Consider the following 17935-nt stretch of genomic DNA (forward strand, 5'->3'; position numbering starts at 1 on the left):
CGGCGGGCGTCTTCAGTATGTCACGGTCAGGTCACGGGTGCTCGGTCTCGTAACGCCACCTCATTGGTCACCCCGGGCGATCTCCTCCGCGCGGTCCATCCCGTAGCCCCACGGACCGCCGTCGTCGACGCGGTCGGCCTCCGTGCGGATCTCGGTGGCAACCTGCCCCCGCACCATGCGCTCATGGGTAGGCAGCACCGCGGCGAGGATCGCGCGGGTGCAAGGGGCCATGAAGTAGCGACCGGACTTGCGCCAGGCCGTGACGCCGATCTCGACCAGTTCGGCGGGCACGTCTTCAGGCTCCATCACGCCTTCACCTCCGCGAACGCCTGCTCCAGGTAGGCGACGGGGTAGGTGTTGACCTCGCCGTACATGGCGTTCTGGCGCTTGACGGGCTTGAGCCCGTCCTTGCGCATGAGGCTGGACGCCTTGAGCCCGACCCGGATGAGGTAGGAGTTCTCCGTCGGGAGGCCGTGGAGCTTGGCGAAGCCCAGCGCAGCGAACCAGTCGTGGCGACCCTCGATGGCCTCCACCTTCGCCTCCACAGAGGCGAGGCGGGTCTCCTGCTCCTGGAGGATGGCGACCGTCTGGGCGAGCGCCTCCAGTGCGGAGGCGGGCTTCTGGGCGACGGAGTAGCTACCCGTCTTGCGGATGGCCGGGAGGACTTCGTGGGTGATCCACCGCTTGAACGCCTTGGCCTCCGGCTTGCGGCTGCGGAGGATCAGGGAGTAGAGCCCCGCCTCGTTGATGACGGAAACCTGCTGGTCACCGCCGGGGGTGTCGGTAGTAGCGACACCCTTCTCGTCGTCGTCCAGACCCGCGAGGGCGTCCCGGCTGTTCTTGATCTCCAGCGCCTTGCAGACGTCGGCCGCGACGAACCACGGCTCATCGTTGATGAGGGTGGACCGGACTCGCTGTCCGGTGGTCGGGAACGTGAACGGCTGAAGCTCGGTACCCTTGTTCATCAAGGGCCCCTCCTTCGGTAGTGCGAATTGGGGGTCCGGGCCCGGTGGCGTTAGCGCGCCCCGGGCCCTTCTGCGTTCGAGCCTAGCACTCAGGCATCACCAGACGTTGGGAACGTCTGGCAGGAGTGGCCACCACCCCTACGCCCGCTATGCGCCCCAGGCGCTCCCCAGTCGCCTCCTGCGGCGCTCGGAGAAGTCCACGACGGCCACGGCCTCCCGATCGAACGCGGGGGCCTCCTGGGGCCCCCGCTGCTCCTCGGAGCCCCTGGCGAACATCTCGCCCAGGTCCACGACCTCCTGGTCGTAGTCCACGTAACCCTCAGTCGTCGCCTGGCTGGAGTGCCCCAGCATCGTCTTGGCCGCCCGGATGCCGTACTTCTGCGTGAGGTAGGACGCCTCCCCCCGCCTCAGGGCGTGGGAGGCCGGGATACCCGCCCGCTTGAGGGCCTCCTCCACCGCGTCGTAGGACGCGGGCTTGTCCGGGACCAGCTTCAGAGGCCGGCGTACGCCCTTGAGGCATGCGCCCTTGCCCGCGCTCAGGGCCGGGATCAGGTGGTCGTCCGGCCTCAGCGGACGACCGAGGAGCTGGGCGTACTCCTTGAGCCATGCCTGGGCGATGGGCACGAACTCGGGCTCTATCTGGCCCGAGATGTTGTACTTGCGGGCCTTGACGTTGTCGTAGACGAACACCCCGCAGGGGTAGCCCGGCCGCGGGGTCAGGTCCAGGTGCCTGACCCGCATGGGCGCCAGCTCCACGTAGCGGCGACCGAGGTAGTGCTGGAAGTAGACCCACGCCTCGTCCCGGGGGTGCCACTGGCGGGCCCTGCCCGCGGCATGGTGGATCTCCCGGCGGTGCACGAACGTCTTGGCCTTGGCGGGCTTGGGGCTGCGCCGGCTGACCAGCTTGCGCTCGGGCGAGGGGTCTTCGCCCAGGTGGCCCTCTTCGCCCAGCCACGCGAGGTACCCGCGCAGCTGGCTCTTGTAGAGGTTGGCCGTCCGCTCCGCGAGCGGCTGCTCCCGCTCGGAGTGGGCCGCGGCCTCGGTGGAGTCCGCCAGGTGGCCGACCACGATCCGCTCCATCACGGCCCCGGTGATGCCGGTGGTGTCGGAGACCCCCAGCTCCTCCAGCCACCCGGTGAAGCGGCGGAGGATCCGTGAGCGCTGGCTCACGGTCCCCCGCGAGTATCCGAGCACCGTTTCCAGGTGGATCAGGTAATGGTCCGTTGCCGATCCGAGATCCATTGTTCGAGTCCTTTCGGGGAGGCTGAAGCCATATTGCCAGCCGTTCGAAACGGCTAGCAAGGGCTACTCCCCGGAATTACTCGAAAATCTGTCCGCATACGATCAGGCGGCTCAGTTCGAGCCAGCCGATCTCGGCCAGGTCGCGGACGGGGGAGTGGTCGGGGGCGCCGGGGCGGGGCACGCGGGCGCCGTCGGCGCGGTGCCAGCCGCCGAAGGCGCCGGCGACCGCGCACTCGCAGTAGGAGGCGGGGTCGAAGTTGCGCCACACGGCGGGGGTGGGGCGGGCGCCCGAGCCGGGCGGGCGGGGCGCCTCGACGCCCGTTCCGGCGGCGGACTGCGGATGGCTGACGAAGTCCTCCAGATCGGCGACCTGGGCGAGCAGCACCCGCTCCCAGTCGGCGTAGGAGGCGGGGTCGCCCGCCAGGCCGAGGTCCTTGCCGCTCCAGGCCGGGTCGAAGGGCGGCGGGGGAGTGCTCCCGGCCGCGGAGAACAGCGCGGCGACCTCGTCGGGGCTGAGCGAGGAGCGCTCGCGCAGCGCCGTGCTGGTCTTCCACAGCGAGCGCAGGAAGGCCGAGAGCGACCAGGACGCCGCGCGGGCGTCCCGGCCGCTCTTCAGGACGTGCAGGTACAGATCGCGGTTGGTGGTGAGCTCCGCCTCACCGGGCCCTTCGACCAGATAGTGCTGCTGCGCCGAGGCGCTCTGCAGCGTCAGCATCTGGGCGAGCGCGGAGACCCGCGTCGGATGGCCGGCGACCTTCACCCGACCACCACCATCATCCTGCAACATAACGTCCCACATGGGACAGAACTTACCCCTTGGCCTGGTGCCGCACCTGCACCTCGGTGAAGCCCTCCACGCCCCAGTGGCCGTTCTCGGTGCCCACGCCGCTCCACTTGAAGCCGCCGAAGGGCTGGCCGGGGCCGATGGCGAGGTGGGTGTTGATCCAGACCGAGCCGCACTCCAGCTCGTCGGCGACCGCGGCGGCGCGCTCGGCGTCCCCGCCCCAGACCGAGCCGCCCAGGCCGAAGAGGGTGCCGTTGGCGCGCTCGACGGCCTCGTCGACCGAGCGGTACTTCACGATCGGCAGGGCGGGGCCGAACTGCTCCTCGTCCACGATGGGGAAGCCGTCCTCGACGCCGGCCAGGATGGTCGGCTCGTGGAAGTAGCCGGGGCCGTCGACGGCCTTGCCGCCGGCGACCGCCCGCGCGCCGCGGGACAGGGCGTCGGAGACCAGTTCCGAGACCCGCTCCAGCTGCGGGCGGTTGTTGAGCGGGCCGAGCTGCACGCCCTCCTCCAGGCCGTTGCCGACCTTGGCGGAGCGGGCGATGTCGGCGATGGCCTCCACGAGGTCGTCGTGCAGCGCCTCGGGCACGTAGACGCGCTTGATGGCCGAGCAGATCTGGCCGTTGTTCTGGAACGCCGAGCCGTACAGCTTCGGCGCCACCTCGGCGACGTCGGCGTCGTCCAGGACGATCGCCGGGTCGTTGCCGCCCAGCTCCAGGGTGACGCGCTTGAGGTCCTCGGCCGCCGCGGCGGCGACCCGCTTGCCGGTGGCCACGCTGCCGGTGAAGCTGATCTTGCGGGGGACGGGGTGGGAGGTCATGTGCGCGCCCAGCGGGTCGCGGCCGCTCACCACGTTCAGCACGCCCGCGGGCAGCACCTCCTGCAGCAGCTGCCCGGCCGCCAGCGTGGTGACGGGGGTGTACGGGGAGGGCTTGAGCACCATCGTGTTGCCCGCCAGCAGCGCGGGGGCGATCTTCCAGCAGGCCAGGAGCCACGGGAAGTTCCACGGGGTGATGGCGGCGACCACGCCCATCGGGCGGCGCACCACCTCGACGAAGGCCCTGTCGTCGTCCTGGAGCACCTCGCGCGGCATCTCCAGGTCGGCGAAGTGCTTCAGCCACATGCCGGATCCGATGATCTCGAACGTGGCCTCCTGCAGCGGCTTGCCCTGCTCACTGGTGAGCACCGGGGCCAGGTCGCCGGCCTTGGCCATGAGCAGGTCGCCCGCGGCGTGCAGCGCCCGGCGGCGGGCCGCCTCGTCCTTCTTCCAGGTCCGGTAGGCCTGCTGCGCGGCGTCGAAGGCGGCGTCGACCTGCTCGACGGAGGCGTCGGGCGCCTGGGTGTACACCTCGCCGGTGGCGGGGTTGACGACGTCGAACGTCTCCTTGGCCGCGACGCTCTCGCCGCCGATCGTCATGGCGTACTGGCTCATGTGCGCCCCTCTCTCAGATGACCGAATGCGATTCTAGTGTGTTCGCTCCGCCGGTCGAAGGGAAGTGCCGGGCCCGGCTCATTCGGCGGATCCGGTGGTATCGCCGCCGGGCGGCTCGGGCGGGAAGGCGGGCGGGTAGTCGTCGCGGAAGTCGGGGTGGTCCTCGCCGAGCCAGCACACGTCCCTGACGATCTCCCCGGCCTCGAACTCCGGGTCCGGTGTCCTCGGTGTCACGGGTACGCTCCTTCCGTCCGGTTCGGGACCAAGGTAACCGCGGTGGAGCGCCGGCGGGGATCCGGCCGGAAAGTATTTGCTCCGGGAGCGGTGCATCCGGCAGGGTGTCACCGGACGGAGGGAACCGGATTCTCCACCCGGGGCCCGGAGCCCGCAGGAAGGGGGAGATCGACATGACCGCACAGGAGCGCCGGGACGCGCCCCGCCCCGTGCCCGCCGACACCCCGCCCCCGCCGCCCCGCCCGGCCGCGTGGGTGCTGCTCACCCCGCGGGCGCCCCGGGACGACCACCACGACCGCGCCGGCGCCGACGGCTGACCGCGCGGCCGTGGCGCAACAGAACAATGAGATCTGGCATTTAGGGCGTTCTGGGCTGAAAAGATACCGGGATCGCAGGCTGCCGCTCATCGGGAGCGGCGCGTGAACGCGGGTCCCGGACGGGGCCCGTCCGGTGTTCTGGAGTGAATCGCATGTCAGGGCTCAAGCAGTTCCTCTTCCGCGGCAACCTCGTGCAGCTCGCGGTCGCCGTCGTGGTCGGCGCCCAGTTCAGCGCGCTGGTGACCCAGTTCGTGAACTCGTTCATCAACCCGCTCCTCGCCCTGGTCGGCGGTAACCCCAACCTCAGCCACTGGAAGTTCAGCCTCGGCGAGGGCGAGTTCCGCTACGGGGACTTCATCTCGGTGGCGCTGACCTTCCTGATCTCGGCGCTGGTGGTCTACTTCGTGATGGTCGCGCCGATGGCCAAGCTCATCGCCTACCTCGACCGCGACAAGGCGGCCACCGAGCGGGAGTGCCCGCACTGCCTGAGCATGATCCCGATCAAGGCGAGCCGCTGCGCCCACTGCACCCAGAAGGTGGTCTGAGAAAGGCGGGCGGCGCCGCGGCGCCGTCCTTCTCGCTTTTCGCGCGTGCTGTGTCCTGTATGCACTTTAGGTAACGTTTTAACTTCCCGGCGTAGCCTGGAACGCATGGAGAAGTGGAAGCGCAACTACCTGATCGCGATGGGGACGAGCCTGGTGCTCTTCGTGCTCGCCCTGCTGGTGGTTCGTCCCTGGTCCACCCTGCTGATGTTCATCATGCTCGTGGTGGCGGCGGCGCTCCCCCTGATAGCCGTGATCATGGCCAACAAGCCGGGGGAGGAGTGGGTGGCGGAGCTGGACGAGCAGGAGGAGGAGAAGGAGCGCGCCCGCCGTGGGCAGGGGAATGTCTGAAATATTGGAGAAACCATAGCCTTAGGGTGATCGACCTGTTATGAAGTTGCGGCGGTGCAGTCGCACCTCGGACAGGGACGGTGGTTCTCCTTGCGGCACGCCTTCGGGTTTCTGCTCGGCATCCTGCTCACCCCGGCGCTCGCCTACGGAATGGGCTGGGGATTCGCCCGCTCCCGGGCGTCGGTCGACGCCGCGGACCTGGCGGTGACCGACCAGACCCAGTTCTACGGCGCCTACGCGGCGATGGCGGCCGTCGGCCTGGTCATCGGCATCCTCGTGGTGGCCCGCTGGATCTCGCCGTTCGTCTCCATGCTCCCCGCCCTGGGCCTGCTGTCCTGGAGCGTGTGGTACGTGGTGGAGCCCGCCAGGGCCGCCGAACTGGTCGACCGCTTCCCGCCCTCGGGCGAGCTCGACGCCGCCCTGCAGATGCTCCTCTCGACCGGCCTCCTGGCCCTCGTCGGCTTCGTCCTCTTCGTCACCGCCTGGGCCCCCTACCGCTGGCCCCACCCCCACGACGGCCTCGAGGACGACTACGACTACCGTCCCCCGCCCCGCGCCCGCCGCTGACCCCCGCGCCTCACGCCTCCACGGGCGACCCCCGGTACAGCCGGGTGACCACGTCCTCGATGTCGGGTTCGCGTAGCGCGATGTCGGCGACGTCGTGGTCGCGGGCGACGGCGGCGACCACGGAGGCGGCGTTGGTCTCCGGGGCGATGGCGAGCCAGAGGCGGGGGCCCTCGCGGCGGACGAGCCGCACGCCCTCGGGGAGGGCGGGGGCGGGGACGGGCGAGGCCAGGTCGACGACGAGGGTGCGGTCGGCCGGGGCGGTGGCGCGCAGGGCGTCCAGGGTGCCGTCGAAGGCGAGGCGGCCGTGGTCGATGACCATGACGCGGCGGCACAGGCGCTCGATGTCGCCCAGGTCGTGGGTGGTGAGCAGGATCGTGGTGCCCTCCTCGGCGTTGACGCGGGCCAGGAACTCGCGCACGGTCGCCTTGCTCACCACGTCCAGGCCGATCGTCGGCTCGTCCAGCACGAGCAGCGCGGGGGAGTGCAGCAGGGCCGCGGTGAGGTCGCCGCGCATGCGCTGGCCGAGGCTGAGCTGGCGGACGGGCGTGCCCAGGAACGGGCCGAGGTCCAGCAGCTCGGTGAGCTCGGCCAGCCGCGCGGCGAACCGTTGCTGCTCTACTTTGTAAAGGCGCCGGATCAGGGCGAAGCTGTCCCGCAGCGGCAGGTCCCACCACAGCGTGGTGCGCTGGCCGAACACCACGCCCAGGCGCAGCGCCAGCTCCGTCCGGCGCCGCGACGGGTCGAGGCCCGCGACCCGGATCCGGCCGGAGGACGGCGTGAGGATGCCGGTCAGCATCTTGATCGTCGTGCTCTTGCCCGCCCCGTTGGGGCCCAGGTAGCCGACGAACTCCCCGGGCGCGACGTCGAAGCTCATCGCGTCCACGGCCGTGACCAGCTTTCGCGTCCGGCGCAGCGGGCCCTTGCGGTGGTGGACGGGGAAGGTCTTGCTCACCTCGGAGAGGTGGATCATGTCAACTCCCGGTCGATCGGTGGTGCCGCAGGCCCGCGCGCCAGGCGGCGGCCGCCACCGCGCACAGCAGCGCGGTCACGACGGGCCCGAGGAAGCGGACGAACTCCGGCAGGCCCAGGGGGTCGGGCTTCCCGAGGATGTAGAGGGACGGCTGCCAGTTCACGAAGGCCAGGGGCACCGTGAACGTGACGGCGCGGACGAAGTCGCGCCCGTACAGCGACATCGGGTGCTGGGTCATGAACACCCCGCCCCACGTCACGGCCTTGGTCGCCTCGTGCCCGGTGACCAGGACGAACTGCGCCGAGGCGGCCAGCACCCACAGCGCGCAGAACAGGACGGCGCCGTTGACGACCATCAGCAGGGTGAGCAGCAGGTCGGCGGGCGTCAGGTCGAGCCGCGCCGTGCTCCAGACCAGGACGGTGCCCGCGGGCAGGAGCCGGCCCAGCTTGCGGGGCGTGAAGTCCTCGGTCGCCAGCTGGACGAGCGGGCTGACCGGGCGGATCAGCATGGTGTCGAGCGTCCCGGCCCGGATGTGACGGCCGAGCCGGTCGGCGGCGCCCACGGCGAGGTCGCTGATGGTGAAGGAGATCTGGCAGGCGCCGTAGAGGAACCCCGCCTCGGCCGCGGTCAGCCCGCCCAGCAGCGGCAGGTGGGTGAAGAGGATGACGAGCGCGATCAGGTCGAGCGAGGTGCTGACGGCGGCGCCCGCGGTCATCAGGAGCATCGTCCCCGGGTACTGGGCCGCCGCGCGCAGCCACGTCCAGGCGAGCAGGAACCAGGTCCTAACCACCTTGGATCACCAGTTTCCGGTGGGCGGCGCGGGTGAGCAGCCGGCCGAGGCCCAGCAGCGCGGCCGCCCAAGCGGCCTGGAACCCGTAGGCGGCCAGGAGGTCCCAGCCCTCGCGCTTGCCGAGGTAGACGTCGGCCGGGATCTGGACGAGCGCCGCCCACGGCAGCGTGTGCGCGACGGTGCCGAGGAGGCCGGGGAAGGCGACGAGGGGCAGGATCATGCCGGAGAAGAACAGCGTGCAGACCAGCATCAGCCCCTCGATGCCGCGCGCGTCGTGGATCCAGAACACCGCGAGCGCCACGAGGTAGCGCAGCGCGAAGCTGACCAGGACGGCCAGCAGCACGGCCAGCAGGAACGCGGCCCACCGGCCGGGCCCCGGCAGGAGGATGTCGAAGGCCAGCCAGCCCGCGGCCATCGGCACGAACCCGCGGGCGACGAACGTGAACGCGGCGCGGCCCAGGTCGTCGGAGAGCCACCACAGCTGGAGGTCGGCGGGCCGGTGCAGGTCGATGGAGACGTCGCCGGTGCGGACCCGCTCGGTGAGGTCGAGGCCGCCGAAGATCTGGACGGGGCCGATGAGCGCCTGGGTGAGGAAGGAGAACGTGATCGCGTCGGTGACCGTGTAGCCGCCCAGGTGGGGGCGGTAGGCCCAGAGCGCCATGAGCACGTAGGCGCGCAGGAACCCGAACATCGTGTTGGAGACGGCCTCGCCGAGCGCGGCCAGCCGGTAGGCGGAGTGCCGCCGGAACGAGAACCAGCAGACCAGCGCGTAGGCCATGGTTCCCTCCCCGGTGAGATGCCGAACGATCAAGCATAGGCAAAAGACCCTTCCGGCCGCAGGGGCCGGAAGGGTCTTCTCAGGGGAACCGCACGGCCTGAGGGGAGTGACCGTGCGGGTCGTTCAGCACGCCGTCAGGCGTGTGTTCTTTAGTGGAACTGCTCGTCCTCGGTGGAGCCCTTGTAGGCGGTGGTCGAGGAGTTCGGGTTGATGGCGGTGGAGACGGCGTCGAAGTAGCCGGTGCCGACCTCGCGCTGGTGCTTGGTGGCGGTGTAGCCGCGGGCCTCGCTGGCGAACTCGCGCTCCTGCAGGTCGACGTAGGCGGTCATGCCCTCGCGGGCGTAGCCGTGGGCCAGGTCGAACATGGAGTAGTTGAGCGCGTGGAAGCCGGCCAGGGTGATGAACTGGAACTTGAAGCCCATGTGGCCGAGCTCGCGCTGGAACTTCGCGATGGTCGCGTCGTCCAGGTGCTTCTTCCAGTTGAAGGAAGGCGAGCAGTTGTAGGCCAGCATCTGGTCCGGGTACTCGGCCTTGACGGCCTCGGCGAACTTGCGGGCCAGCTCCAGGTCCGGGGTGCCGGTCTCCATCCAGATGAGGTCGGAGTAGGGCGCGTAGGCCAGGGCGCGGGCGATGCAGGGCTCGACGCCGTTGCGGACCCGGTAGAAGCCCTCGGCGGTGCGCTCGCCGGTGATGAACGGGCGGTCGCGCTCGTCCACGTCGGTGGTGATGAGGGTCGCGGCCTCGGCGTCGGTCCGCGCGATCACCAGGGTCGGGACGTTGGAGACGTCCGCGGCGAGGCGGGCGGCGTTCAGCGTCTTGATGTGCTGGCCGGTCGGGATGAGGACCTTGCCGCCCAGGTGGCCGCACTTCTTCTCGGAGGCCAGCTGGTCCTCCCAGTGCACGCCCGCGGCGCCGGCCTCGATCATGCCCTTCATCAGCTCGTAGGCGTTGAGCACGCCGCCGAAGCCGGCCTCGGCGTCCGCGACGATCGGCGCGAACCAGTGCGGGGCGTCCTCCTGGCCCTCGGACCAGGTGATCTGGTCGGCGCGGGTCAGCGCGTTGTTGATGCGCTTGACCACGGCCGGGACCGAGTTGGCCGGGTAGATCGACTGGTCGGGGTAGGTCTGGCCCGCCAGGTTGGCGTCGCCGGCGACCTGCCAGCCCGACAGGTAGATGGCCTTGAGGCCGGCCTTGATCTGCTGGACGGCCTGGTTGCCGGTCAGGGCGCCCAGGGCGTGGACGTAGTCCTCGGTGTGCAGCAGGTTCCACAGGCGCTCGGCGCCCTGGCGGGCCAGGGTGTGCTCCACCTGGACCGAGCCGCGCAGCTTGACGACGTCCTCGGCGGTGTAGGTCCGCTCGATGCCCTTCCAGCGCGGGTCGGTGTTCCACTGGTTCTGCAGCGCTTCGGCTGCGCCCTTGAGGCGACCGTTGGTCATTGTCCTGCTCCCTCGTTGTGTCGTCCCCTGGGTGCTTCGTCTCTGAGTCTGCATATCTTGACGTCAAGGTTCTACCACTGAGTAACAGAAACTTCTGTCGTTTTTGCGCTACTATCAACCCGTGGCGACCTTGCGAAGTGAAGAAACGCTGAACTTGTCGAGTGGTGTAGACCTTTCCGTCTTCGGCCAGCGCCTGCGACACCTCCGCCGTCAACGTGGTCTTACCCTCTCTGAGCTGGGAGAACGTGTCGGCCGGGCCCCCTCGCAGCTGTCCCTGCTGGAGAACGGCAAGCGCGAGCCGAAGCTGTCACTGCTCCAGGCGCTGGCGACGGCCCTGGGCGTGCCGGTCGAGGAACTTCTTCAGCGGGAGGCCCCTTCGCGGCGCGCGCAGCTGGAGATCGCCCTGGAGGAGGCACAGCGCGACCCGATCTACAAGAGCCTCGGCCTGCCCTACCTGAAGGCGTCCAAGCGGCTGCCCAACGACGTCCTGGAGCACCTGCTGGGGCTGTACGACGAGCTGAAGCGCTCGCGCACCAAGCCCACCGCCTCCCCGGAGGAGGCCCGCCTGGCCAACGCCGAGCTGCGGCGCAAGATGCACGACCGCGGCAACTACTTCGGCGAGATCGAGCAGGTGGCGCGCAAGACCCTCGACAACGTCGGCTACCGCTCAGGCGCGCTGTCGCAGGGCATGCTCATGGCGCTGGTCAACCACTTCGGCTACACCCTGCGCTACGTCCAGGACCTGCCCCGCTCCGTCCGGTCGATCACCGACCAGCGCAACCGGCGCATCTACCTGGAGCGCGAGCAGCTGGGCATGCACACGCCCCGCACGATCCTGCTCCAGACCCTCGGCCACATCGCGCTGGGCCACTCGGTGCCCCGCGACTTCGCCGACTTCCTGCGCCAGCGGGTGGAGGCCAACTACTTCGCGGCGGCGACGCTGATCCCCGAGGCCGCGGTCGTGCCCTACCTGCGCGACGCCAAGGCCGACCGGGAGCTGTCGGTGGAGGACCTCGCGGACGTCTTCTCCGTCTCCTACGAGATGGCCGCGCACCGCTTCACCAACATCGCCTCCCACCACCTGGACCTGCGCTGCCACTTCACCAAGAACGACGAGAGCGGCACGATCTACAAGGCGTACGCCAACGACGGGCTGCTCTTCCCCGCCGACGAGGACGGCGCGATCGAGGGCCAGCGCATGTGCCGGCAGTGGGCCGGGCGCCGCGTGTTCAACAGCAACGACAGGTTCTCGGTCTTCTACCAGTACACCGACACCCCCAAGGGCACGTACTGGTGCCTGTCGCACATCGACCCCAGCCACGAGCGGGACTTCGCGATCACGCTGGGCGTGCGGTTCGAGGACTCCCGCTGGTTCCGCGGCCGGGAGACCGCCAACCGGGTCAGGTCCGCCTGCCCCGACGGCGAGTGCTGCCAGCTGCCGCCGGCCGACCTGGCCGCCCGCTGGGAGGGGCAGTCCTGGCCGTCGGCCCGCGCCCATTCGCACGTGCTGTCGGTGCTGCCGCCCGGCGCCTTCCCCGGCGTGGACGAGGCGGACGTCTACACCTTCCTGGACAAGCACAGCATCGAACCGGCGTAGGGGCCTTCGGGCCTCTGGTTCGCCGTCCCGGTGCGGGCAATGGGCGGTGCGGTTCTCCGCGCCGCCCATCGTCGTTCCGTGACTCAGTCCGCCGACTTCCGGCTGAAGTACCAGTAGGTGAGTGCGATCACCAGGGCCGCGACGGCGATCAGGACAAAAATGATCATTGATAGTCCTTGGGCGGGGTTTTCCGGTACGAGGATTCTCTCAAGGAAGCGGCGTATTCCGCAGGGTTTCGCAGACGTTTCGCTGGTTGAGAGAATCTCGCACTGAGAAATCGTTCGCCCTGTTCGCGGCGAGTGTGACACTCGATGCGGTATGCCTTCTATATGGGGTTTATGGGGGCAAGGTAGGGAAGTGAACGGGGTGTTACGGCGGGTTAAGTTCTTGGGTCGGTCTGTCGGCCTCCGTATAGGTAGGTGAATGATCGGGGATGTCCGCGATGTTCCTTTCTGGGAGAGGAGGGTGCTGTGCTCGCTGAAGCCGCGGACTGGCTCCGCCGCCGGTCCAGCTCGGCCGCGGACTGGCCGGCCGAGCCGTTGCTGGGACTGAAGGGGTCGACCCGGGTGAGCGTCGTCCTGCCGGCCCGCGACGAGCAGGACACCGTCGGGGGCATCGTCTCGGCGATCAGGCGGGACCTGGTCGAGCGCACGCCGCTGGTGGACGAGATCGTCGTGATCGACTCCAGGTCGGTGGACGACACCGCCGCCGTCGCCGCCGCCGCGGGGGCCAAGGTCTTCGGGCAGGACGCGATCCTGCCGCGCCTGCCGTGCCTTTCGGGCAAGGGGGAGGCGTTGTGGAAGTCCCTGGCGGTGACGTCCGGGGACATCGTGGTGTTCGTGGACGCCGATCTGGTGAACTTCTCCCCGTCCTTCGTGACGGGGCTGCTGGGCCCGCTGCTGACGTGTCCGGAAGTGTCGTACGTCAAGGCCTGCTACGACCGCCCCTACAACGGCCCCGAGGAGTCCTTCGCCGGAGGCGGGCGGGTCACCGAGCTGGTGGCGCGGCCGCTGCTCAACCTGCACTGGCCGCTGCTCGCCGGGATCGTCCAGCCGCTGGGCGGGGAGTACGCCGGGCGGCGCTCGCTGCTGGAGCGCCTGCCGTTCATGACCGGCTACGGCGTCGAGCTGGGCCTGCTCCTGGACGCGCTGGAGGCCGTGGGGCTCGACGGGATGGCCCAGGTGGACCTGGGCGCGCGCGAGCACTCCCACCAGTCCACCGAGGCGCTGGCCGTCATGGCGGCGCAGATCCTGCAGACCGCCTGGTCCCGGCTGGACCGGCGCGGCCTGATGATGCCGCTGTCCTCGCCGTCCCCGGCGCTCACCCAGTTCCACCGCGGCCCGTCGGGGCACGAGCCCGTCGACCGCGACGCCGGGGTGGCCGAGCGGCCGCCCATGATCGAGGTCCCGGAGTACGCGCTGACCCTGGGGCCCGCGGGGGAGCGGGCACGGGGAGCGGGCCGCGGCCACTCACGCGACTGAGCACTTCGCCCCCAGGTCTGTGGCCGGGGAGAGTAGACCCGCCCCGCCCGCAAACTGTGATACTCCCCACGGGTCTCCGGATCATTCCCACCAGGGGCTACTCTCCGGTAACCCCTCGGTGCTACCGTGGGTAACACGCTATTCGACGGAATTTCGGTAAGGGGTCTACACACCATGTCCGACGCAGCCAAGAGCTTCTCCCTGGAGCTCACGGAGGATCTTCGCGAAGCCCAGGCCTGGACCCGCGAGTTCGCCCGGGACGTGATCCGGCCTGCGGCCGAGGAGTGGGACGAACGGGAGGAGACCCCCTGGCCGATCATCCAGGAGGCGGCCAAGATCGGCCTGTACTCCCTGGACTTCTTCGCCACCCAGTCCTTCGAGGAGACCGGCCTCGGCATCCCGGTCACCTTCGAGGAGCTGTACTGGGGCGACGCCGGCATCGCGCTGGCCATCACCGGCACCGGCCTGGCCGCCGCCTCCCTGGCCACCACCGGCACCCCCGAGCAGATCGCCGAGTGGGCGCCGCAGATGTTCGGCACCCCCGACGACGTCAAGCTCGGCGCGTTCTGCGCCTCCGAGCCGGGCGCCGGCTCGGACGTCGGCTCGATCCGCTGCCGCGCCGTCTACGACGAGGCCAAGGACGAGTGGGTCCTCAACGGCACCAAGACCTGGGCCACCAACGGCGGCATCGCCCACGTGCACATCGTCGTCGCCTCGGTCCACCCCGAGCTCGGCTCCCGCGGCCAGGCCTCCTTCATCATCCCGCCGAACACCCCCGGCTTCTCCCAGGGCCAGAAGTTCAAGAAGCACGGCATCCGCGCCTCGCACACCGCCGAGGTCATCCTCGACAACGTGCGCATCCCCGGCCGCCTCCTCATCGGCGGCAAGGAGAAGTTCGACGCCCGCATCGCCCGCGTCCGCGAGGGCAAGAGCGCCGCCGGCCAGGCCGCGATGAAGACCTTCGAGACCACCCGCCCCACCGTCGGCGCCATGGCCCTCGGCGTCGCCCGCGCCGCCTACGACTACGCCCTCGAGTACTCCCGCGAGCGCGAGCAGTTCGGCCAGAAGATCGGCAACTTCCAGGCCATCGCCTTCAAGCTCGCCGACATGAAGCTCCGCGTCGACGCCAGCCGCCTCCTCATCTGGCGCGCCTCCTGGATGGCCCGCCAGGGCAAGCCCTTCGAGAACGCCGAAGGCTCCATGGCCAAGCTCCACGCCTCCGAAACCGCCGTCCGCGTGACGGAGGAGGCCATCCAGATCCTCGGCGGCAACGGCTACACCCGCGAATACCCCGTCGAGCGCATGCACCGCGACTCCAAGATCTTCACCATCTTCGAGGGCACCTCGGAGATCCAGCGCCTGGTCATCGGCCGCGCCGTCACGGGCCTCCCCGTCCGCTAGGTCTGACCAGCACGAACGTGCCCCTGCCGCTCCCCCCACGGCAGGGGCACATCTGTTCGTACGGACGCCCGAAGGCGGGAAATCAGGCTCTGTTCCGTGCCTGTTCCGTCGTCAGTCTTGTTCCGGCCGGAACCCGAAGTGCTCGTTGATGACGCTGCGGGCCCGCTCGTGCGAGCTGGGCAGCATGTGCGCGTACCGGCGGAGGGTGAAGGCCGGGTCGGAGTGGCCGAGGTACTCGGCGAGCTCCTTGATGGAGACGCCGCCGGCCAGCGTGATGCTGGCGTAGTAGTGGCGGAGCTGGTGGGTGCCCTCACGCCGGGTCGTGGCGTAGCGCAGCCGGGTGCGCCGCTTGCCGTCCAGGCCGGGCTTCTCCGGCCGCGGGGTCCTGGTGGGCGGCGAGATGACCTCGGCGACGACGAGGGCGGGCTTCCAGACCTGCTCCGCGTAGGTGCGGGAGTTGACGTGCCCGCCGTCCAGCGGCCACCGGAAGAGGATCCGGTGAGTGCGGAGCGGGCCGTCAGGCTTCTCCCATGGGAGCGTGCATGCGCGCGGCGGATACGTCTGGATGTGGCGCTGGACTGAGGCGATCGTCCAGTCCGGCAGGGGGACGAGGCGTTCCCGGTCGTTCTTCGGCAGCGCGAACACGAAGAGGCCGTTGAGGGACTTCACCTGCCGCCGCACGCGGAGGACCTTCTCGGCGAAGTCGAAGTCCTCGAGAGCCACGCCGAAGATCTCGCCTTCCCGCATGCCGCAGGAGGCCCCGAGCTCGGGGATGCAGCGCAGCCCGTCCGGGTGGGCCTCGATCACCCGGCGGACACGCTCGTCGCTCCATGCCGAGATCTCCCGGGCATGCTGCTTGGGCCGTTGGACCACGGGCGACTTGGCGGGGCTCTTCTTGATGGCGCCGTCCGCGACGGCCAGGTCCAGGACGCCCTGGAGGACGAGGAAGGCCGCGATGGGCGTCGAGGGCTCGAAGCGCTCCGAGAGCTGACCGAGCCAGGCCTGTATTTCCGACGGCTTGATGGTGCGGACCTGCCGCCGTCCGAAGTACGGCTCGACGTGCAGCCGGTAGACCGTCTCGTAGCGGAGCCTGGTGGACGGGTCGACGACACGGGAGCCGATCCAGCGTTTGCCGATGTCGTCGAAGAGCACCTTGCCTGCGTTGGGGTCGTGGTAGTCCCCGCGGCGGATGTCGGTCTCCATGGCCTTCCAGTGCTGGTCGGCCTCGACCCTCGTGCGGAACGCCTGTGACCTCTCCGAACCGTCCGGGTCGATCCAGCAGGCGAGCCAGCGCTTGCCCTTGCCCCACCGGTCGTTGCGGAGCCGGACGGGCTTGCCGTTCTTGTCCTTGGCTCCTGTGGGGTCCGGGCGCGTCCAGAGGTCTTTGGTGAAGCCCACGGCTATTCCTGGCTCTCGAACCAGGCCCGGACGGCAGCCGGGTCGTAGCGGACGTGCTTGCCGACGCGGCGTCCTTTGGGGCCTACTCCCTTGTGTCGCCACTGGTAGAGCGTGCTGACGGGCACCCCGAGATAGCGGGCGACGTCTTCGACGCTCCACAGGCGCTCGATCACGCTCATGTGCTCCTGCTCCTTCGCTGCGTGGAGGGACCAGCTGTGAACTCGGCGAGAGCGGCCTCAGCGGGGGTGAAGCCCTGACCGGCGTAGGTCCAGTGGTTGATGACGAGGGTGGTTTCGGGGTCGTGCTCCTGGCCGAGCTGCTGGAGGCGGTAGTCGGCCCGAGCGGTGCGGAGCGCGCCGTAGGTGGTGGAGTAGGTGCGGCTCTTGGTGGTGAAGTGGCCGCGGAAGCCGAGCATGTGGGCCCATTTACGGAGGCGGAGTTCGGCGTAGGCGGGGTGTCGGGTGAGGTCGCCGAGCTGCCAGCAGGTGCGGATCAGGCGGGCCGCGTGCGGGTTGGCGCCGAGGTCTTGGAGGCGGCCGAGGTCGGCGGAGCGGACGGGCTTGTCGAGGCCGCCCGCGGTCTCGGTGGCTTTGGTGGCGTACTTGGCGACGTAGCCCGCCACGGCCTGTTCGGTGAGTTCGAGGTCGGAGTCGATCGGGCGGACGTCGACCTGGCGGCCCCATCGCAGTGTCGTCTCGTAGCCGGGCAGGTCGTAGCGGACGGCGGCAGCGGCCGAGACGATGGCCGCCTGGAGGAGTTCGACGCTGGCCCAAGGCGGCGGAGGGGAGTGCGGGTCGCGGCCGTCGAGGCGGATGACGGCATGGAAGTGGACGACGCCGCGCTTCTGGAATTCGGCGACCTTGGCGTAGGAGACCCTGACGGTCTCGTTGAAGCGGGTGATCGTCATGCCCGCGTGCTGGGCGAGGTGGCGGCGGAGGTAGATGGCGAAGCGCCGCCACAGGATGCCCGCGCAGGCGTTCCACAGCACGTGGTGGACGTAGTCGTAGTCCTCGGGGTCGAGGGGTTGGCCGATCAGCGGGTCGTCGTCCTTGTGCTTGCGCCAGCAGGCCGGGCCGGTCCGTCGAGGGTGGCAGGTGCGGGGTTTGCCGTCCTTGCCGAGGCCGGAGTGCACGGCGCCGAAGGGCGGAGCGGTCAGCGTGGCCAGCACTCGAGGATGGGCGGCGACTTGTTCGGGGACGCCCTTGCCGCCGGCCAGGCCGGAGCGGATGAGGTGGAAGGTGTCGGCCCGGTACTCCTCGGAGCAGGCCGGGCAGCGCGAGTGCCGCCGGTTCTTGCACCGGACCATCAACTGGCCGTGCGGCTCGGCGCTGGTGCTGTAGTGGGAGAGGACCTCGCCGGTACGGCCGTCGAGGGTGAGTTTCTCGCCGACCAGGCGGACGGGCTGGGAGCAGCCGCGCAGGGTGTGGACCTGGTCGAGCCAGCGCCGCAGCACGGCCGGAGAACTACGGGACAGATCCTTCAACGCTGTGCCGATCAACTCCTCGGGTGAGGCCGAGGAGCCGGAGAGCAGGGTGTCAGAGCGGGACACGGGACTCCTTTGATCACGTCCCTTGCGCACCGAGGGCCGGAGAACACCGAGGCGTAGCGCGCAGGGGAGAAGGAGAGGCCGGGGCCCGAGTCAACTGACGA

Annotated in this window: 20 protein-coding genes; 7 read left to right on the plus strand and 13 right to left on the minus strand. The window is 69.9% G+C overall.

Annotated features, from left to right (window positions below):
• Positions 1–60: 60 nt before the first annotated feature.
• The 6 genes from ABD140_RS00940 to ABD140_RS00965 all read right to left on the minus strand — a co-directional run bounded on the left by ABD140_RS00940 (position 61) and on the right by ABD140_RS00965 (position 4657).
• Positions 61–309, minus strand: coding sequence for a hypothetical protein (locus ABD140_RS00940; protein ID WP_344235603.1), 249 nt, complete (start codon positions 307–309; stop codon positions 61–63).
• Positions 306–965, minus strand: coding sequence for a BRO-N domain-containing protein (locus tag ABD140_RS00945; protein WP_344235605.1), 660 nt, complete (start codon positions 963–965; stop codon positions 306–308). Before ABD140_RS00945 ends, ABD140_RS00940 begins: the two co-directional genes overlap by 4 nt.
• Before the next feature lie 147 nt (positions 966–1112).
• Positions 1113–2207, minus strand: coding sequence for a tyrosine-type recombinase/integrase (locus ABD140_RS00950; RefSeq protein ID WP_344235607.1), 1095 nt, complete (start codon positions 2205–2207; stop codon positions 1113–1115).
• A 76-nt stretch (positions 2208–2283) separates the two neighbouring features.
• Positions 2284–2967, minus strand: a complete 684-nt coding sequence (locus tag ABD140_RS00955) for a hypothetical protein (RefSeq protein WP_344235609.1) — start codon at positions 2965–2967, stop codon at positions 2284–2286.
• A gap of 49 nt (positions 2968–3016) precedes the next feature.
• Positions 3017–4423, minus strand: coding sequence for an aldehyde dehydrogenase family protein (locus ABD140_RS00960; protein ID WP_344235611.1), 1407 nt, complete (start codon positions 4421–4423; stop codon positions 3017–3019).
• 78 nt (positions 4424–4501) lie between these two features.
• Positions 4502–4657, minus strand: a complete 156-nt coding sequence (locus ABD140_RS00965; protein ID WP_344235613.1) for a hypothetical protein — start codon at positions 4655–4657, stop codon at positions 4502–4504.
• A 173-nt stretch (positions 4658–4830) separates the two neighbouring features.
• Here ABD140_RS00965 and ABD140_RS00970 point away from each other — a divergent pair, with 173 nt between their 5' ends.
• From ABD140_RS00970 to ABD140_RS00985, 4 genes are all read left to right on the plus strand, one after another.
• Entirely contained in the window at positions 4831–4974 is a 144-nt protein-coding gene (locus ABD140_RS00970) for a hypothetical protein (RefSeq protein WP_344235614.1), read from the plus strand.
• A gap of 152 nt (positions 4975–5126) precedes the next feature.
• Positions 5127–5519, plus strand: coding sequence for an MscL family protein (locus ABD140_RS00975; RefSeq protein WP_344235615.1), 393 nt, complete (start codon positions 5127–5129; stop codon positions 5517–5519).
• A 105-nt stretch (positions 5520–5624) separates the two neighbouring features.
• Complete coding sequence (locus tag ABD140_RS00980; RefSeq protein ID WP_344235617.1) at positions 5625–5867, plus strand: DUF3099 domain-containing protein; 243 nt, start codon at positions 5625–5627, stop codon at positions 5865–5867.
• A gap of 90 nt (positions 5868–5957) precedes the next feature.
• Positions 5958–6434: a hypothetical protein gene (locus tag ABD140_RS00985; protein WP_344235619.1), complete on the plus strand. Its 477-nt coding sequence runs from the start codon at positions 5958–5960 to the stop codon at positions 6432–6434.
• Positions 6435–6444: 10 nt separating this feature from the next.
• On the opposite strand, the gene ABD140_RS00990 is transcribed toward ABD140_RS00985, so the two are convergent.
• From ABD140_RS00990 to aceA, 4 genes are all read right to left on the minus strand, one after another.
• Positions 6445–7404, minus strand: a complete 960-nt coding sequence (locus ABD140_RS00990; RefSeq protein ID WP_344235621.1) for an ABC transporter ATP-binding protein — start codon at positions 7402–7404, stop codon at positions 6445–6447.
• A 1-nt stretch (position 7405) separates the two neighbouring features.
• Positions 7406–8194, minus strand: a complete 789-nt coding sequence (locus tag ABD140_RS00995) for an ABC transporter permease (RefSeq protein ID WP_344235623.1) — start codon at positions 8192–8194, stop codon at positions 7406–7408.
• A complete protein-coding gene (locus tag ABD140_RS01000; protein WP_344235625.1) occupies positions 8187–8972 on the minus strand; it encodes an ABC transporter permease in 786 nt (261 codons plus the stop codon). The genes ABD140_RS00995 and ABD140_RS01000 overlap by 8 nt, the downstream gene beginning before the upstream one ends.
• A 149-nt stretch (positions 8973–9121) precedes the next feature.
• Positions 9122–10408, minus strand: a complete 1287-nt coding sequence (gene aceA / locus ABD140_RS01005) for an isocitrate lyase (protein WP_344235627.1) — start codon at positions 10406–10408, stop codon at positions 9122–9124.
• A 154-nt stretch (positions 10409–10562) separates the two neighbouring features.
• Here aceA and ABD140_RS01010 point away from each other — a divergent pair, with 154 nt between their 5' ends.
• The 3 genes from ABD140_RS01010 to ABD140_RS01020 all read left to right on the plus strand — a co-directional run bounded on the left by ABD140_RS01010 (position 10563) and on the right by ABD140_RS01020 (position 14887).
• Positions 10563–12005, plus strand: coding sequence for a helix-turn-helix domain-containing protein (locus tag ABD140_RS01010; protein ID WP_344235629.1), 1443 nt, complete (start codon positions 10563–10565; stop codon positions 12003–12005).
• Between the two features lie 470 nt (positions 12006–12475).
• Complete coding sequence (locus tag ABD140_RS01015) at positions 12476–13486, plus strand: glucosyl-3-phosphoglycerate synthase (RefSeq protein WP_344235631.1); 1011 nt, start codon at positions 12476–12478, stop codon at positions 13484–13486.
• A gap of 174 nt (positions 13487–13660) precedes the next feature.
• Positions 13661–14887: an acyl-CoA dehydrogenase family protein gene (locus ABD140_RS01020; RefSeq protein ID WP_344235633.1), complete on the plus strand. Its 1227-nt coding sequence runs from the start codon at positions 13661–13663 to the stop codon at positions 14885–14887.
• A 111-nt stretch (positions 14888–14998) separates the two neighbouring features.
• Here ABD140_RS01020 and ABD140_RS01025 read toward each other — a convergent pair whose 3' ends face one another.
• Genes ABD140_RS01025 through ABD140_RS01035 form a run of 3 tightly spaced genes read right to left on the minus strand, consistent with a single transcriptional unit; the run spans position 14999 to position 17834 of the window.
• The gene (locus ABD140_RS01025) at positions 14999–16285 is read right to left on the minus strand and encodes a tyrosine-type recombinase/integrase (RefSeq protein WP_344235635.1); all 1287 of its coding nucleotides are present in this window, start codon (positions 16283–16285) and stop codon (positions 14999–15001) included.
• A 2-nt stretch (positions 16286–16287) separates the two neighbouring features.
• Positions 16288–16464: a helix-turn-helix transcriptional regulator gene (locus ABD140_RS01030; RefSeq protein ID WP_344235637.1), complete on the minus strand. Its 177-nt coding sequence runs from the start codon at positions 16462–16464 to the stop codon at positions 16288–16290.
• Positions 16461–17834, minus strand: a complete 1374-nt coding sequence (locus tag ABD140_RS01035) for a replication initiator (RefSeq protein WP_344235639.1) — start codon at positions 17832–17834, stop codon at positions 16461–16463. Before ABD140_RS01035 ends, ABD140_RS01030 begins: the two co-directional genes overlap by 4 nt.
• Positions 17835–17935 lie beyond the last annotated feature (101 nt).

The sequence above is a fragment of the Actinocorallia libanotica genome (assembly GCF_039525175.1).
Classification (GTDB): Bacteria; Actinomycetota; Actinomycetes; order Streptosporangiales; family Streptosporangiaceae; genus Actinocorallia; species Actinocorallia libanotica.

What these genes read in the sequence shown, in the direction of transcription:
- ABD140_RS01000 (WP_344235625.1), bottom strand. Translation starts at nt 8,972, where the DNA reads ATGGCCTACGCGCTGGTCTGCTGGTTCTCGTTCCGGCGGCACTCCGCC.
- ABD140_RS00950 (WP_344235607.1), bottom strand. Translation starts at nt 2,207, where the DNA reads ATGGATCTCGGATCGGCAACGGACCATTACCTGATCCACCTGGAAACG.
- ABD140_RS00945 (WP_344235605.1), bottom strand. Translation starts at nt 965, where the DNA reads ATGAACAAGGGTACCGAGCTTCAGCCGTTCACGTTCCCGACCACCGGA.
- ABD140_RS00975 (WP_344235615.1), top strand. Translation starts at nt 5,127, where the DNA reads ATGTCAGGGCTCAAGCAGTTCCTCTTCCGCGGCAACCTCGTGCAGCTC.
- ABD140_RS00980 (WP_344235617.1), top strand. Translation starts at nt 5,625, where the DNA reads ATGGAGAAGTGGAAGCGCAACTACCTGATCGCGATGGGGACGAGCCTG.
- ABD140_RS00960 (WP_344235611.1), bottom strand. Translation starts at nt 4,423, where the DNA reads ATGAGCCAGTACGCCATGACGATCGGCGGCGAGAGCGTCGCGGCCAAG.
- aceA (WP_344235627.1), bottom strand. Translation starts at nt 10,408, where the DNA reads ATGACCAACGGTCGCCTCAAGGGCGCAGCCGAAGCGCTGCAGAACCAG.
- ABD140_RS00990 (WP_344235621.1), bottom strand. Translation starts at nt 7,404, where the DNA reads ATGATCCACCTCTCCGAGGTGAGCAAGACCTTCCCCGTCCACCACCGC.
- ABD140_RS01030 (WP_344235637.1), bottom strand. Translation starts at nt 16,464, where the DNA reads ATGAGCGTGATCGAGCGCCTGTGGAGCGTCGAAGACGTCGCCCGCTAT.
- ABD140_RS00970 (WP_344235614.1), top strand. Translation starts at nt 4,831, where the DNA reads ATGACCGCACAGGAGCGCCGGGACGCGCCCCGCCCCGTGCCCGCCGAC.
- ABD140_RS01020 (WP_344235633.1), top strand. Translation starts at nt 13,661, where the DNA reads ATGTCCGACGCAGCCAAGAGCTTCTCCCTGGAGCTCACGGAGGATCTT.